Origin of the sequence: Pseudoalteromonas sp. SG41-5, assembly GCF_014164495.1 — a bacterium.
Classification (GTDB): Bacteria; Pseudomonadota; Gammaproteobacteria; order Enterobacterales; family Alteromonadaceae; genus Pseudoalteromonas; species Pseudoalteromonas rhizosphaerae.
Map to the genome: position 1 here is coordinate 1 of NZ_JACJFH010000276.1, position 576 is coordinate 576.

1 protein-coding gene is annotated in these 576 nt (G+C 41.1%); it reads right to left on the reverse strand.

What is annotated here, in order from left to right; all coding sequences use genetic code 11:
- Positions 1-576 (reverse strand): IS21-like element helper ATPase IstB (istB, locus tag H5232_RS23585; RefSeq protein ID WP_182831711.1); only part of this gene is annotated, 576 nt, incomplete at both ends.

Genomic DNA, 576 nt, shown 5'->3' on the forward strand with positions numbered 1-576 from the left:
GCGTCAGCATGGGTTGATTCTCCTATCATTTCATGCCAGTTTTCCTGTGGTAGCTGGCTTATAATTATGTGTGATTTATACCCATACCGCGCATCGATTAATTCGAGTAAGTCACCTCGTTGCTGTGCACTCAGTGGTTCAAGCCCCCAGTCGTCTAAGATCAATAGATCATACTTTATTAACTTCGCCAGTAATTTCCGGTAACTACCATCTGCTTGTGCTAGAAACAGGCTTTCGAGTAGTTCTTTTAATCGAATATAGTAAACACTTTTTCCTTGTAGACAGTGCTCATGTCCTAAGGCACACGCAAGGTAGGTTTTTCCACAGCCTGTTGCCCCAGTGATTAAGATATTTTGGTGTAAGTTCAGCCAGCTATTTTGGCTTAAATTACGTATCTGTGCTTTTTCTATATTACGTGTTGGTGAATAAATCAGTTGATTTAACTGAGCCTGTAAGCGGAATTTAGCGTGTCGCACTAGCCGGTCGATTTTTCTTTGCTCACGCGTATCAATTTCATGAGTGAGCAATAAACTGACGCGCTCTATAAAGCTTTGTTCTTGATATAGATTTGGCTGT